Source organism: Streptomyces sp. Isolate_45 (assembly GCF_024721315.2).
In the GTDB taxonomy this organism is placed as follows: domain Bacteria; phylum Actinomycetota; class Actinomycetes; order Streptomycetales; family Streptomycetaceae; genus Streptomyces.
Genome location: NZ_JANFAK020000041.1, coordinates 20,524 through 33,721 on the forward strand (window position 1 = coordinate 20,524; position 13,198 = coordinate 33,721).

The 13,198-nt window shown below is 70.1% G+C and carries 11 protein-coding genes and 4 pseudogenes; 7 read left to right on the forward strand and 8 right to left on the reverse strand.

Going from position 1 to position 13,198, the window contains the following annotated elements; translation table 11 throughout:
* Positions 1-10: 10 nt before the first annotated feature.
* The 3 genes and pseudogenes from NOD94_RS15890 to NOD94_RS15900 form a co-directional block, all read right to left on the reverse strand.
* Entirely contained in the window at positions 11-970 is a 960-nt protein-coding gene (locus NOD94_RS15890) for a nitroreductase family protein (protein WP_281206606.1), read from the reverse strand.
* Between the two features lie 147 nt (positions 971-1,117).
* Positions 1,118-1,297: pseudogene (locus NOD94_RS15895) on the reverse strand (universal stress protein); the annotation flags it as partial.
* 33 nt (positions 1,298-1,330) lie between these two features.
* Positions 1,331-1,996, reverse strand: coding sequence for a CBS domain-containing protein (locus tag NOD94_RS15900; protein ID WP_281206575.1), 666 nt, complete (start codon positions 1,994-1,996; stop codon positions 1,331-1,333).
* A 252-nt stretch (positions 1,997-2,248) separates the two neighbouring features.
* Here NOD94_RS15900 and NOD94_RS15905 point away from each other — a divergent pair, with 252 nt between their 5' ends.
* The 5 genes and pseudogenes from NOD94_RS15905 to NOD94_RS15925 all read left to right on the forward strand — a co-directional run bounded on the left by NOD94_RS15905 (position 2,249) and on the right by NOD94_RS15925 (position 8,692).
* Positions 2,249-3,157 (forward strand): universal stress protein, encoded by a 909-nt coding sequence (locus tag NOD94_RS15905; RefSeq protein ID WP_281206576.1) that lies wholly within the window; start codon positions 2,249-2,251, stop codon positions 3,155-3,157.
* Positions 3,154-4,017: a universal stress protein gene (locus tag NOD94_RS15910; protein WP_281206577.1), complete on the forward strand. Its 864-nt coding sequence runs from the start codon at positions 3,154-3,156 to the stop codon at positions 4,015-4,017. The genes NOD94_RS15905 and NOD94_RS15910 overlap by 4 nt, the downstream gene beginning before the upstream one ends.
* A 7-nt stretch (positions 4,018-4,024) precedes the next feature.
* Positions 4,025-6,601, forward strand: coding sequence for a cation-transporting P-type ATPase (locus NOD94_RS15915; protein ID WP_281206578.1), 2,577 nt, complete (start codon positions 4,025-4,027; stop codon positions 6,599-6,601).
* A gap of 35 nt (positions 6,602-6,636) precedes the next feature.
* Positions 6,637-6,819: pseudogene (locus tag NOD94_RS15920) on the forward strand (DUF1918 domain-containing protein); the annotation flags it as partial.
* Positions 6,820-6,961: 142 nt separating this feature from the next.
* Complete coding sequence (locus NOD94_RS15925) at positions 6,962-8,692, forward strand: GAF domain-containing protein (protein WP_281206579.1); 1,731 nt, start codon at positions 6,962-6,964, stop codon at positions 8,690-8,692.
* A gap of 16 nt (positions 8,693-8,708) precedes the next feature.
* On the opposite strand, the gene NOD94_RS15930 is transcribed toward NOD94_RS15925, so the two are convergent.
* The 3 genes from NOD94_RS15930 to NOD94_RS15940 form a co-directional block, all read right to left on the reverse strand.
* Positions 8,709-9,407 (reverse strand): response regulator transcription factor, encoded by a 699-nt coding sequence (locus NOD94_RS15930; RefSeq protein WP_281206580.1) that lies wholly within the window; start codon positions 9,405-9,407, stop codon positions 8,709-8,711.
* Positions 9,408-9,494: 87 nt separating this feature from the next.
* On the reverse strand, positions 9,495-10,133 hold the full coding sequence (locus NOD94_RS15935) for a CBS domain-containing protein (RefSeq protein WP_281206581.1): 639 nt from the start codon (positions 10,131-10,133) through the stop codon (positions 9,495-9,497).
* A gap of 26 nt (positions 10,134-10,159) precedes the next feature.
* Entirely contained in the window at positions 10,160-10,624 is a 465-nt protein-coding gene (locus tag NOD94_RS15940; protein WP_281206582.1) for a cyclic nucleotide-binding domain-containing protein, read from the reverse strand.
* 279 nt (positions 10,625-10,903) lie between these two features.
* Here NOD94_RS15940 and NOD94_RS15945 point away from each other — a divergent pair, with 279 nt between their 5' ends.
* Together NOD94_RS15945 and NOD94_RS15950 are read left to right on the forward strand one after the other, a co-directional pair.
* Positions 10,904-11,374, forward strand: coding sequence for a pyridoxamine 5'-phosphate oxidase family protein (locus tag NOD94_RS15945; protein WP_281206583.1), 471 nt, complete (start codon positions 10,904-10,906; stop codon positions 11,372-11,374).
* Between the two features lie 87 nt (positions 11,375-11,461).
* Positions 11,462-11,610 (forward strand): annotated as a pseudogene (locus tag NOD94_RS15950) (SulP family inorganic anion transporter); the annotation flags it as partial.
* A 67-nt stretch (positions 11,611-11,677) separates the two neighbouring features.
* Here the strand turns inward: NOD94_RS15950 and NOD94_RS15955 are convergent.
* Positions 11,678-12,544 (reverse strand): alpha/beta hydrolase, encoded by an 867-nt coding sequence (locus tag NOD94_RS15955; protein ID WP_281206584.1) that lies wholly within the window; start codon positions 12,542-12,544, stop codon positions 11,678-11,680.
* A gap of 279 nt (positions 12,545-12,823) precedes the next feature.
* Positions 12,824-13,057 (reverse strand): annotated as a pseudogene (locus tag NOD94_RS15960) (SAM-dependent methyltransferase); the annotation flags it as partial.
* Positions 13,058-13,198: the final 141 nt, after the last annotated feature.

Genomic DNA, 13,198 nt, shown 5'->3' on the forward strand with positions numbered 1-13,198 from the left:
CCTGTGGTGTCTACTCCCGGATCGCCAGTACCTCGGTCAACGGGCGGCGCGGGGTATCGGGGCCTGCGGGGCCGTAGCCGATGCGGAAGACCATCTGCACGTGTCCCATGGCCGCGACCGGGTCGCGTAGCGTCCACCGCAGCTCCGGCCACTCCAGGGGATGGGACGTCATCGAAGTGGCAAGGCCGTCGGCAGTGGCCTGGAGAAGGATGCGCTCCATCGCCTGGCCGGCCCGCAGCCAGTCGAGCCTCGTGTCCCCCGGGGTGCTGAGCAGAGCTAGCTGCGGCCGCTTCTCGAACACGGCCCAGCCGCGATCCGGTATGGGGTTGGCCCAACCGAAGTCGCGCACGGGGGTGGGGCCGCCGGAAGCCTTGGGTCCGAATGCGGCGGCGGGGATGCCGTCGCGCCGTGTGCCTGTAGCGCTCTGAGCGTGGGAGGTCCAGGCCTTGGTCTCCGCCCGGGCGAGCGGATCGATCTCCTCGCGGTGTTCCGCGTCCCGTACCAGCCCGAGTACGGTGTCGATGTGCCAGGTGTCCGGGACGGTGAGTCGGCAGCCCTCCAAGTGGGCCGCGGCCCACAGCCCGTCCAGCAGTGGGGTCGGCACTGGCTCCTCGCTGAAGGGGTACCGGCTGGTGTGCCGACGCCGGACGGCGTCGTGCAGGGAGGCCAGCTCGCGGTCCGTGCCCGCAGCTTCGTCGATGGTCACCGTCGCGAGCAGCCACGGTTCGGCGTCGTCGGGCAAGAGCCGTACGCGGACCGGGAGGCCGATCGAGGCTGCGGACACGCGCAGGTTGAACAGTGCCGCAGCACAGCCGAGGTGGAGACTACGGTGATCCGGGTCGGTTCGGGGCATGGCCCGGTCCGGATCGCCGTACAGGGCGAGGGCACCACTGCCGACGTGGAACACAAACTTCCACGGCTGGGCGTTGTGCATGGAGGGGGCGGTGACGGCGTCGCCGACGAGCCGCATGACGGTGTCGGGGTCGAAGTGTGTTGCGGTCACGGGACTGTTCCTGTCTGTGCGGCCTCAGTCGTGCGCCACGACGGCGACCGGTGAGGTGGCGTGGTGCATCACCGCGTGGGTGATGGGGCCGAGGCGGGCGCCGAATGCCGGCCGGTCCGCCCAGCGGTCGACATCCTGGCGACCCAGGCCGGGGAACACTGGGTCCAGGGGCCGGTCGACGGCGTGCACGAGGCGCAGCGGAACCTGCCGCAGGACAGCCTCCTGCGCGGCCCGGTGTGCTGCTGCCCGGCTCTCCGCGGAGCCGTCGACTCCGACGGTCACGTGGTTCTTCATGGCTGCGATTCCCGTCGTCCGGTCCGGCGCTCATCACCACGGCATTGCGTGCCGGGCGTGGTCCGCGTGGGTGGCCGTGTCGTCGGTGCCGGCGGTGACGCGCGATGCCACGGCGACGACCCCGTCGAGCCGTTCCACGAGGCTGAGAAGAGCGGCGAGCTGACTCCGGCGCTCGACATGGCCCTCCAGGGTGACGATGCCGTCCACCACGTGGACGTCGACGTCACCGGCCGGCACACGGAGTACCTCCGTGAGGACCTCGTCGGTGACGCGTCGGCGTATCTCGGAGTCCGGGCGCAGGAACATGCGGAGCAGGTCCCGGCGGGTGACGATGCCGACGAGCCGGTCCTCCACGTCCACGACGGGGAGGCGTTCGATGCTGCGGCGGGTCATCAGCCGGGCGGCGTCAGCCACTGTCTCTTCGGCGTGGATGGTGACCGCGGGCGCGGACATGACGTCGCCCGCGGTGGGCGGCCCGGGCACTGGCGTGTTCTGTTCGGGGGGTTGGGGCCCCGGCAACGTGTGGGCCAGCAGGTCCGTCTGCGAGACGACGCCCACCACGCGGTCCTCGTCGTCCAGGACGGGGACTCCGGAGATGTCGTACTGGGCGAGGAGCTTCGCTACGTCCTTGAAGCCGGTACCCGGGGCCACGGAGACGACCTCGTCGATCATCAGGTCCGCCACCTTGAGATGCTTCATGAGACCCTCCTGCTCCGCCGTGTCACGCGAGGCTGATGTCCGGTGTGCGGTTCACCCTCACCATCCGCCGACGACTGCTCGAGATCGAGGGCCGAACGGTCCCGTCCGGGGCCCGCAAGGGCCCGAGGTGTCCGGTCGACGACGATGGGGCCCTTTGGTCCCGTCGGCTGCCCCGGGCGGCCCCTCTTGCCGAAGCAGGGACGCTGCCAGTGTGAGTGGTGTCCCTCATCGGCTTCTCGGTTGGGAGGAATCGTGGAAAGCACATTCCGCACCCCGGACACCAGCTCGGTCACCGTCGGCGTGGACGGCTCGGAGTCGGCGCGCGTCGCTGCCCTCTGGGCAGCCAAGGAGGCTGTACGCCGTGACCGACCCCTGCACATCGTCTATGGCGCCGACACCGACGGCCGGGCCTTGTACCTGTCGGCGGAGACCATCGAAAGGGTCCGCGCCAACGGTCGGGCCCTCCTGGACCACACGGCGAAGGCCGTGTCGTCCGAGTACCCCGGGCTGAACGTGACCACCGAGTTCAGCCGCGCGAGCGCTGTCGACAGCCTCCACCGGGCCGGCGGACTCCACGGCACGGTCGTGGTGGGCAACCGCGGTCTGGGCGGATTCAACTCCCTCATGCTCGGCTCGGTCGGACTGGGCACCGCGGCCATCGCCATGACCCCCCTCATCGTCGTCCGAGGCATCGACGGGACCGAGGAGACCGGCACGGTCCTCGCGGCGATCCGCGACGAACACGACCTCCTGATCGCCCGGTACGCCGCCCGGGAAGCCGAGCTGCACAAGGCCTCCCTGCGGCTGTTGCACGTGTGGAACGTGCTCCAGTCCGTCGGCGAGGTGGTCAGCATGCTCGACGGCGTCGACGAGATCGCCGGCGGCCACGCAGAGAGCTTGCGGGCCGTCACGGACGTGGTCCGCGGTGAGTTCCCCGACCTGGAGGTGCAGGCCGATGCGGAGAAGAGCATCTCCGTGGCCGGTGTCCTGGTCGAGGCGTCCCGTCACGCAGACCTGCTCGTCATGGGCGGCCGCCGGGTCCCAGGGCCCCTCGGACTGGCCCCCAACCTGGGCAAGGCCACGCACAGCCTGCTGCATCACGCCCACTGCCCCGTCCTCCTCATTCCCCGGGCCGGCAGTGACTTCGGGAGCCGGTCATGACCATCCACCCCGCAGGAACCCATGACATCGTCGTGGGCATCGACCCGGCCAGGGACTGGCACCTTGCCCTGGCCTGGGCCGCCGACGAGGCACAACGGCGCCGGCTCCCGCTGCGCCTGGTGCTCGCTGTACCGCCCCGACACGACACCCATCACGTCGATGACACCCCCGGTCGGACCGCCCAGCGGCAGGCCGGTTCCGACAAGCTCGAACAAGCGTGCATCTGGGTGCGTGACCGCCACCCCGAGGTGGCCGTCACCGGCGATCTGCTCGGCGGCTTCCCCGCCCCCGTCCTGGGCGGCGCGGCACGAGAAGCCCGCATGATCGTCCTCGGCTCCCGGCACCTGAGCCGCACCGCCGAGTTCTTCAGCGCCGGCTCGATCGTGGTCCCCATCACCGCCCAGGCCCATTGCCCGGTCGTCGTGGTGGGCGACGCCGAGCACATCAGCCAGCAGCCGCCGTACGTCGTCGCGGGCACCGATGGCAGCGCGTCCGCCACTGCGGCGCTGGCCCTCGCCTTCGACGAGGCCGACCTTCGGGGTGCGGCACTGCGGGTCGTCTGTGTGTGGCAGCCGCCGCTGATCATGCTCGACGACGAGGAGGTGGCGCTGCGGGCCCAGCGCACTCTGCTCTTCGAGGCCACCGCAGGCCTGTCCGAGAAGTACCCGGACGTGCACGTCACCCACGAGGTCATCACCGGCCACCCCGTCGAGGAACTGGCCCGGGCCGCCGAGCACGCCCTGGCCGTCGTCGTGGGCCGCCGCGGCCGCGGCGGATACACCGGCATGCGGATCGGATCCGTCGTCCACGGTCTCCTGCACCGCGCGCACTGCCCCGTGATCACGGTCCCCACCGGATGAGCGCGCCATGACCAGCCGCGCGATCGACACGCCGCCCGTCGGCTCCCCGGCCCCGACAGGGCTGACACAGGCCGAGGCCGAACACCGACTGGTCCAGTACGGCCGCAACGAGGTGGAACCGCCACGGCCCACGCCCCTCCACCGTCGAGTGCTGGCGCAGCTGCGTGATCCGTTGATCATGGTGCTGCTCGGTGCCGCACTGCTGACCATCGCGATCGGCGATCACCCGGACGCTGTCGTCATCGGCCTGGTGGTCGTCTTCAACACGACCGTGGGCGTCACCCAGGAGGTACGGGCGGACCACGCGGTCGCAGCGCTCTCCGCTCTTTCGGCCCCGCGCGCCCGGGTACTGCGTGACGGCGCCGCCTACGAACTGTCGGCAGCGCTCGTGGTGCCGGGTGACAGCCTGCTGCTGGGCGAGGGGGACATCGTTGCCGCGGACGCCGATCTCACCGAGGCATCCGCTCTCCTGATGGACGAGTCGATGCTCACCGGCGAATCGGAACCCGTCGCCAAGACCACGGGTGACACCGTCAGCGCCGGCACCGTCGTGGTGCGTGGCCGGGGTGTCGCGACCGCCACGGCCACAGGATCCGCCAGTGCCCTCGGCCGCATCGCTGCGCTCCTAGACGGGGAACACGGGCCGACCCCGCTCCAGCGCCGCCTCGCGTCCCTAGGCCGCATTCTGGCCGCCGTCACTCTCGGCCTGTGCGTGCTGTTCTTCGCCCTGGGCCTCGTACGCGGCCTCGGCGTGAGCACGATGGCCGTCACCGCCATCAGCCTGGCCGTCGCCGCGGTACCCGAGTCCCTGCCCGCCGTGGTCACCCTCGCCCTCGCTCTCGGGGCTCGCCGCATGGCGGCCCGGGGCGCCCTGGTCCGACGCCTGCCGGCCGTCGAGACCCTGGGCTCGGTGAGCGTGCTGGCCACGGACAAGACCGGCACCCTCACCGAGGGCCGTATGGTCGTTCAGCGCGTGTGGACGCCGTCAGGAGCCGCGGACGTGTCCGGCAGCGGCTACGAACCCCACGGAGACCTGACCCGGACCGGACGCTCCTTGACGCCCGAGCAGCTCCGCCCGCTGCAGGAGCTGCTCACCACGGCAGCCCTGTGCAACGACGCGAGCCTGAAACCGCCCCAGAGCAGCTCCGACGCCTGGACGGCCGTGGGTGATCCCATGGAGGCCGCACTGCTGGCAGCCGCTGCCAAGGCAGACTGCCCCGACCCCGCCGAGTTGCACCGGGACTGCCCCCGGATCGGAGAAGCCCCCTTCGACAGCCTGCGTAAACGGATGACCACCCTCCACCACCTGCCCGACGGCAACGTCCTGGTCTGCCTCAAGGGAGCGCCGGAGACGGTCCTGGCTCCCATGGTGCTCGCCGAGCCGCCCGAGATCCTTGACCAGGCCCATGGGCAGGCCGCCGAGCTGGCCGCGCACGGATTCAGGGTCCTGGCGGTGGCAGGCACCGAACTGCTCTCGTGGCACCCGCCGGCCGCCGAGGCTGAACACGGGCTACGCCTTCTCGGCCTGATCGCCATCAGCGATCCGCCGAAAGCGACCGCCGCCATCACATTGGCGGCCTGCCGCACCGCCGGCATCACCCCGGTCATGATCACCGGCGATCACCCGGCGACGGCCCACGCCATCGCCGTACGCATCGGACTCGTCGAGGACGGTCCGGCCGATGCGGTCGTCACCGGATCCGATCTGGCCGCGGCACCGGACACCGACCTGACCCGGGTGCGCGTCTTCGCCCGGACGGATCCACAGCAGAAGTTGGACATCATCCACGCCTGGCGTGACCGCGGCGCCGTGACCGCCATGACCGGGGACGGCGTCAATGACGGCCCCGCCCTCCGCGAGGCCGACATCGGCGTCGCCATGGGCGCCCGCGGCACCGAGGTGGCCCGCCAGGCCGCCGATCTCGTCCTCACGGACGACGAGCTCTCCACCGTGGTCACGGCCGTCGAAGAAGGCCGTCGCGTCTACGACAACATTCGGCGCTTCCTCGTCTATGCCATGGCCGGCGGAACCGCCGAGATCCTAGTCATGCTGGCAGGCCCCCTACTCGGCCTGGCCCTGCCTCTGCGGGCGGGGCAGATCCTGTGGATCAACCTCCTCACCCACGGCCTGACCGGCGTAGCCATGGGTGCCGAACCGGCCTCGCCGGAGGCCATGCAGCGCCCTCCCCGGCCGCCCGGACAGCACATCCTGGCCGCAGGCGTGTGGCAACGCCTCCTCGTCCTTGCCATCGCCGTGTCAGCTTTCAGCCTGCTCGCCGGCATCGGCGCGCGCGCCATGGGCCTGCCCTGGCAGAGCGTGCTCTTCCTGTCTCTGCTCGGGGCCCAGTTGGGCGTGGCCCTGGGTCTACGGGCTCGGCTGGTCACCACCCGGAACCTCTTCCTCCCCGCCTCCGTGGCGGCCTCCGCCCTCCTTGCGATGGCTGCCCTGCACGTTCCCGCACTGCAGTCGCTGCTGGACACCCAGCCGGTGGGCTGGGCCGGCACGGGCCTCGCCACCGCGGCAGGGCTCGCGGCATTCATCGCCGCCCGGCTTCTGCGGGGCGCATTCCACAGAAAGGCTTGATCATGAACGCGTACTCGCCTGCCTACGGGCACGGGATTTACGCCGAGCTGGGCGACCAGATCGTCGTGGGCGGCCCCACCGTCGGAGCTCCGGGCCGGGACGGAGAAGTCGTTGCCCTGCACCACGAGGACGGCACCCCGCCGTACGACGTGCGCTGGTCCGACACCGGTCGTACCACCGTGTTCTTCCCCGGCCCGGACGCCCACGTCCGGCACCTGCACGACGAACCCGGCACGCCGCGGCACGAGGAGAGGCCGAGCGGGGCAGTCGCCTCCTGCTGAGTGGGAAGGCCGGGCCCCCCGGCCGGAGATACCGTGGAAATGATGGCCATCTCGCCATCGCTTCCGGCCGGAGGTGGGCATGAGCACAGGGGAACAGCCCACCGGGAGCGGTGTTCCTCGATTGCGGCTCGACGAACTGCTGGATGAGCTGCAGGTGCGGATCGACGAGGTCAGGGGCACCCGCGACCGGCTGAACGGTCTGCTCGAGGCCGTCATGTCCGTGGGCCGGGAACTCGATCTGCCGCAGGTGCTGCACGGCATCGTCGAGGCCGCCGTGGTGCTCGTGGACGCCGAATACGGGGCCCTCGGAGTCATCGGGAACGACAAGAAGCTGGCCGAGTTCCTTCCCGTCGGCATCAGCGATGACCTCCGCGCACAGATCGGAGACCTGCCGTCCGGCCACGGGATCCTCGGCGAGCTGATCCGCCATCCCGAACCGTTGCGACTGTCGGAGCTGTCCGAACATCCGGCCTCGTACGGGTTCCCCGACCACCACCCGCCGATGCACTCTTTCCTCGGTGTCCCGATCCGCATTCGCGAGGAGGTCTTCGGCAACCTCTATCTGACCGAGAAGCGCGGCGGCGCCGAGTTCGACGCGGAGGACGAAGCGGTCCTGTCCACCCTCGCCGTCGCGGCCGGCATCGCCATCGAAAACGCCCGGCTCTTCGAGGAGGTCCGGCTGCGCGAGCGCTGGCTGGAGGCCAGCGCCGAGATCACCAGCGCCCTGCTCTCCGGAGCACCCGAGGACGAGGTCCTCGAGGGCATGCTGGAGCGGGCCAAGGACATCGCCGGCGCGGACATGGGCGTCTTCTACCTGCTCGGCTCCGGCGGTGAACTGCGAGGCTCCCTCGCCCTGGGAGAGGGAGCAGAGGCGCACCGCGGGATCGTCCTGCCCAGTACGCAGGGCACTCTCGCCGAGGCCGCGCTGGCCCGCAACGGCCTCATCACAGTCCCAGATATGGCGACCGACGAGCGCGTCACCGTGCAACCCGAGCGGTGGAAGGGGTTCGGCCCGGCCGTGGCCGTCACCGTTGGCACCAAGGAAAAGCTCAGAGGCGTCCTGATGCTCGCCCGGCTGCACGGTCGCCCCGTGTTCGCCACTACGGAGGTCGCTGCGCTTCCGGGGTTCGCGGGCCAGGCCGCCCTCGCACTGGAGCTTGCCGACCGGCGCCATGACGCCGAGCAGATGAGTCTGCTGGAGGACCATGACCGCATCGCCCGTGACCTGCACGACCTGGCCATCCAGCGCCTCTTCGCCACAGGCATGACCCTCCAGAGCGCCCAGCGCTTCGTCGACCACCCCCAGGCGTCCGAACGCCTCGCCCGCGCCGTGGACGACCTCGACGCCACCATCAAGATCATCCGATCGACCATCTTCGGACTACGCGAACACGAGGCCCCAGGTGAGGCGTCCAAGATGCGCTCCCGCCTGGCCCACGCCCTGGATGAGGCCTCGGCAGCCATCGGCTTCGCCCCGGCCCTGCGGGTGGAGGGGCTGATCGACACGGACGTACCGTCGGTCGTCGCGGACGAGGCTCTCGCCGTGGTGGGGGAGGCGCTCAGCAACGTCGCCCGCCATGCCGAGGCCACACGGGCGGATGTCTCGATCGTTGCGGCCGACGGGAACCTGACGGTCACCGTGACCGACAACGGCGTGGGCCTGTCCGCAGGCGGTCGGCGCAGCGGACTGCGGAATCTGGCAGAGCGTGCCGAAAGGCTCGATGGTCGGATGGAGGCCGCGGCGCGGCGCGATGGGGAGCGGGGTACTCGCCTGGAGTGGCAGGTACCTCTGGTCCCACCGACGCGATGACCGTCACCGGACGTTCCTACGGTTTCGCCGTTCCGGCCTCGTGCTCGTGGACCTGGGCGGCGATCACAGCTGCCTGGACCCGCCGTTCTACGCCGAGCTTGCCCAGCAGCCGTGAGATGTGGTTCTTGACCGTCTTCTCCGACAGGTAGAGCTGTTTGGCGATCTGCCGATTGGTGAGGCCCTCGCCGATGAGCTCCAGGACGGCCCGCTCCCGTTCGGAAAGAGCTGCCAGGCGGGCGTCCTCCGGTGCCTTTGCCGATTCCGGGTCGCGCAGGGAGCGCATCAGGCGGGCGGTGGTCGCGGGGTCCAGCATGGACTGGCCGGTGGCGACCGTGCGTACGGCCGAGACGAGATCGGAGCCCTTGATCTGCTTCAGCACGTACCCGGCGGCACCCGCCATGATCGCGTCCAGCAGTGCGTCCTCGTCATCGAAGGACGTCAGCATCAAACAGGCCAGGCCGGGCATTCGGGAGCGCAGCTCGCGGCAGACGGTGATGCCGTCGCCGTCGGGCAGCCGTACGTCGAGCACGGCCACGTCCGGGCGCAGCGCCGGCCCGCGGGCCAATGCCTGCTCGGCCGTACCCGCCTCGCCCACGACGGCGATGTCCGGCTCGGCGTCCAGGAGGTCTCGCAGTCCGCGCCGAACCACCTCGTGGTCGTCGAGGAGGAACACCTTGATCGGCGCTCCGGCGGCGGCATTCAGATCGTCGGACATGATCGCCCTTGGCTCGGCCTGTACGACATGTTTCCATCCGAATTGTCTCAGGAAGGCGTGCGAAGCACCCGTGGCGGTGAGAAGGCTCTATGCGGCGAGGGCGCCGTCCAGCTCCATCCGGACGTCCACGACACCCTCGACCGCGCGGATCGCCCGTGCGAGCAGCGGGACCAGGGCGCGGTCCCGCAGGGGTCCTCGCAGAGTGACGACGCCGTCCTGTACAGCGAAGTCCAAGGTCACACCGGGGATCAGCTCGGTGAGCACGCTCTGGCGGATCTCCTCCTCGAGCTCCTCGTCGGGCCGCAGGAACACCTTCAGGAGGTCGCTGCGGCTGACCACACCCTCCAGCATCCCGAGCGCGTTCACCACGGGCAGGCGCTTGACGTGCTTGCGTGCCATGACCCGCGCGGCTTCGGCGACGGGCGCGTCGGGGTGCACGGTGATCGCCGGGCTCGACATGAGCTCCTCGGCCAGCACCGCGCCGGCCTTCGAGGCCTCTTCCAGTTGCTCGGGCAGGGTGGGGTCAGTACCCCGAAACTCTTCCTTGGGCAGCAGATCCGCCTCGGAGACCACGCCGACGACGCGCCCCTCGCCTTCCAGGACGGGGACCGCGCTGACCTTCCACTCGTGCATCAGCTCGACGATCTCCTTGTAGGACGCCTCTCGGCCGATGGCGACGGCTGTGTGCGTCATGACGTCACTGACGGTGTAGCGGGATACGGGCATGACCAGCTCCTTGGGCGTACGGGCGATCAGAGGAAGCTGCCGCTGCCGTAGGGCGCGTACAGATCGAGAAGGCGCACCCGGGCGGCCTGCAGCCGGTTGGCGAGGACCTGCCCCACCCAGTGGCCGACGGCAGAACCGAAGGCGGCGTCGGCGTCCATGAGGATCCGTACACGCTCCGCCTCGAACTCGTACGTGCGAACGGGTGTCATCGCCTCGGCGCCCAGACGCCAGGAATACGGTTTGAAGAGCCACGAGCAGCCGACCAGCTGGCCGGTGCCCAGACTCTCGATCACGGCGGCGCGCCGCCCGGGCACATGGACGTCCAAGGTCACGGTGCCGGACCGGACGATCCAGAACCGGTCGGCGTGGCCACCCTCACGGAAGAGCCGGGTCCCCTTGTCGAAGTCGACCTCTCGGGCCAGCTCCATCAGCCGGGAGCGGCAGTCGGCGGGCAGCGCCTCGGAGATGCGGGTGGGCGAAGAGGTGCTCATGGACGGCCTCCTGTTCGAGTCCGTCTTCAGTCTTGGCGATTCCGCCGGCCCCGGGCATGGGCCCTGTGGTCCCGCCCTGGGGCCGATCGGCCCATGTCCGCGATCGGCGCAGGCGGAGATCCTGGCAGTGGACGGCCCGTTCACGGCCTTTGCCCCTGAGCGACTGACAGGCGTGCGACGTACGGGAACGGACATGGCACGGAGATCGGAGGTGTTCGCCTCCCTCACCATGCCGTCCGTCCGGACAGCGGTTTGCTCGCTCGATGAAGGACGCCCACGATGAAAACCCACTCGGCCGGTGCGACCGCCGGTTCGCCTGCCCTCGATCTGCCAGGACGGCAGATGGAGGAGCTCAGCGCCGACGAAGCGCTGCAGCTGCTCGGCACCGCCGAACTGGGCCGGATCGTTTTCACCCGGCACGCACTGCCCGCCGTGCGCCCGGTCAACCACGTTCTCGATCGCGGCGACATCATCATCCGCGTCCAGGACGGATCGACGCTGGCGGCTCTGCTCACGGCCCAGCAAGGCGCAGCCGTGGTCGTCGCCTACGAGGCCGATGACATCGATCCGGGTGAACACCTGGGCTGGAGCGTGGTCGCCACCGGCTACGCCACCGCTGTCACCGACCCGGACGAGATCGAGCGGTACGTGCACCTCCTGGAGCCCTGGGCAGCGGGCAGCACATCGGGAGCGATCCGGATCAGACCCGATCTGGTGACCGGCTTCCGCTTGCACGAGGGCGGCCCGTAGCGGTGCCCGTTCGCGCGCTTCACCTCCGCCCGGCCCTCCGCACGTCACGATGGTGCGGCACACGTCCGCAGGAGTTCCGGCGGTGCCATGCCGAAGCACGGATGGACCGTGGCGTTCCCACCTGCCTTCCACGGCTACAGGGCTGCCTGGCTCCGGGGGACGTGTTGGCCGGCATCACGGTCGCGGCCCATCTCGTGCCGCAGGTCATGGCCTACGCCGGTGTTGCCGGCCTGCCGTCGGCCTTTGGGCCCCCGAAGCGCGGAGGAGCGGTTCGGGAGCAGAGGGCCAAGGGCGTAGCGGGGATCAGGCAGGGGTCGGCGCCGAAAGCGTGGCGAGTTCGCCCAAGGCGCGGGCCGCAGGCGCGGGGTCGACCAGCCACTTGAGGTGGCTTCCCTCCAGGGTGCGGACATCGTACGGGTTGTCGGGTGTCAGCTCGTTGCCCTCGCGGATCAGCCGGTCCTGCAGAGCGAGAGGCAGGCTGGCGTCGTCGGCCAGGCGGATGTAGGTCTTGGGGACGTTGCCCCAGGTATGGGCTTGTGCGCGGTCGGCGGGGCCGCCGGCGTCCAGGTTCTCGTCGGGCTGGAAGGTGTTCAGGAAGGTCAGGAACTGTTCGTCGGTGCCGTCCGCGAAGAACGCTGCCTTGAAAGCGGCGAGTGCGTCCGGGCTCGCGGTGCGGAAGTTGACGCGGAGAAGGCCGAGGTCGGCAGGATTTCCGGCCAGCGCCGAGGCGAAGGCGGTAGGATCGACCCCGGCCATTTCCGGCTCGGCGTAGTAGTCGCCGACGTCGAGACGGACCGGGCACCAGGCGGAGATGTAGACGATGCGGTCGATCAGGTCCGGACGGGCGTTGGCCGCGGCGGTGGCCGTGATACCGCCACGGCTGTGGGCGACGAGGATCACGGGGCCGTTCCGCTTGGCCCGTTCGAGGATCTCGACCAGGTGTGCCACGTTGTCGGCGAGCGTGACGCCCTTGATCGAGCCGGGCGTGGTGGCGAGCCCGTCGGGGTTCTGCGGTGACTGGTAGGCGAGGGTGAAGGTCGCCTGGAAGCCATGACCGGGCAGGTCGACGGCGACCGAACGGTGTCCGAGGAGGCCCAGTTCGGCCTGCAGGGGGGCGAAGGAGAAGGAATTCGCGAAGGCTCCGTGCACCAGTATGAACGTCGGTTGCATTGTGTGTACTCACTTTCCGGCCGTCGCGATTTGGCGTCGGCCATGACAGGCCTCCCGGCATGACGAGCCGACTCAGTGCCGGGAATGGTCCACGTCCGCGGCATCCGCCCCGTGGCGGGGGACGTTCTCGTGCACGGAAACGCGTCATTCGGCACGTGCGGTCAAGCCGCGCCGGGCGGGCATGGAAAAGGCACTCGTTCGAGGTCCCAAGATCTACTTGTCCAGCGGAAGGGTAACCGCATCACCGCCGAACGGGGCCTGACAGACATCGGCTTCGGCTCACCCGAACCGCGCTGGGCGAAGGGGTGTGCCGGCTGCCTCGGGCGGCCAATCCGATGTTCGGCGCAGGACCAGGCAAAGGAAGCCGAGGCTGTCCCGGTACCCGTTCAACCACTGAGAACGCCGGGCGTTGGCCGTTACCTGCGCGCCGGCCGGATCGGCGCGGTGGTCCAGAGCCCAGGAGGCCAAGGAGCCTCAGCAAGCCCACTCGTAGGCGTCCAGCTCATGGCGGGTGCCTCGTAGACGGGGTGGTAGCAGTCGGGGCACGACGACGTCCGCCTCAAGCTCCAGCGACTGGCCGACCGCGGGATCCTGGCCGAGGCCGAGCCAGGCTTGTTCACACGCCTCGGCCATCGTCGACCGATGCCGCCGTGA

Coding starts and splice junctions, on each gene's coding strand:
- NOD94_RS15890 (WP_281206606.1), bottom strand. CDS start 970: ATGCGGCTCGTCGGCGACGCCGTCACCGCCCCCTCCATGCACAACGCC.
- NOD94_RS15900 (WP_281206575.1), bottom strand. CDS start 1,996: ATGAAGCATCTCAAGGTGGCGGACCTGATGATCGACGAGGTCGTCTCC.
- NOD94_RS15910 (WP_281206577.1), top strand. CDS start 3,154: ATGACCATCCACCCCGCAGGAACCCATGACATCGTCGTGGGCATCGAC.
- NOD94_RS15915 (WP_281206578.1), top strand. CDS start 4,025: ATGACCAGCCGCGCGATCGACACGCCGCCCGTCGGCTCCCCGGCCCCG.
- NOD94_RS15925 (WP_281206579.1), top strand. CDS start 6,962: ATGAGCACAGGGGAACAGCCCACCGGGAGCGGTGTTCCTCGATTGCGG.
- NOD94_RS15930 (WP_281206580.1), bottom strand. CDS start 9,407: ATGTCCGACGATCTGAATGCCGCCGCCGGAGCGCCGATCAAGGTGTTC.
- NOD94_RS15935 (WP_281206581.1), bottom strand. CDS start 10,133: ATGCCCGTATCCCGCTACACCGTCAGTGACGTCATGACGCACACAGCC.
- NOD94_RS15940 (WP_281206582.1), bottom strand. CDS start 10,624: ATGAGCACCTCTTCGCCCACCCGCATCTCCGAGGCGCTGCCCGCCGAC.
- NOD94_RS15945 (WP_281206583.1), top strand. CDS start 10,904: ATGAAAACCCACTCGGCCGGTGCGACCGCCGGTTCGCCTGCCCTCGAT.
- NOD94_RS15955 (WP_281206584.1), bottom strand. CDS start 12,544: ATGCAACCGACGTTCATACTGGTGCACGGAGCCTTCGCGAATTCCTTC.